Raw genomic sequence first — 433 nt, forward strand, 5'->3', positions numbered from 1 at the left:
GCTCTGACCCGCGTCGATTCGACCTCCGGCGACTGGTACGCCACATCAGGCCACATGATCTGGATCGGCGACCGTACCCGCCAGGCCGACCATGCGCATGTCGAATATTGCCGCGGCATCAAGAATCCGATCGGGCTCAAATGCGGCCCTTCGCTGACCGCCGACGGCCTGCTCGAACTGATCGACATCCTCAATCCGCAGAACGAAGCCGGCCGGCTGACGCTGATCTGCCGCTTCGGCCATGACAAGGTTGCCGAGCACCTGCCGCGCCTGATCCGCGCCGTCGAGCGCGAGGGCCGCAAGGTCGTCTGGTCCTGCGATCCGATGCATGGCAACACGATCACGCTCAACAACTACAAGACCCGGCCGTTCGAGCGGATCCTGAGCGAGGTCGAAAACTTCTTCGCCATCCACCATTCGGAAGGCACGCATC

The 433-nt window shown here is 63.0% G+C and carries 1 protein-coding gene; it reads left to right on the forward strand.

The features are described from left to right. Nucleotides 1-433: 3-deoxy-7-phosphoheptulonate synthase (locus tag AC1D0P_RS30075; RefSeq protein WP_477680075.1), on the forward strand; the 433-nt coding region annotated here is incomplete at both ends.

The sequence above is a fragment of the Polaromonas sp. P1_G2 genome (assembly GCF_056405515.1).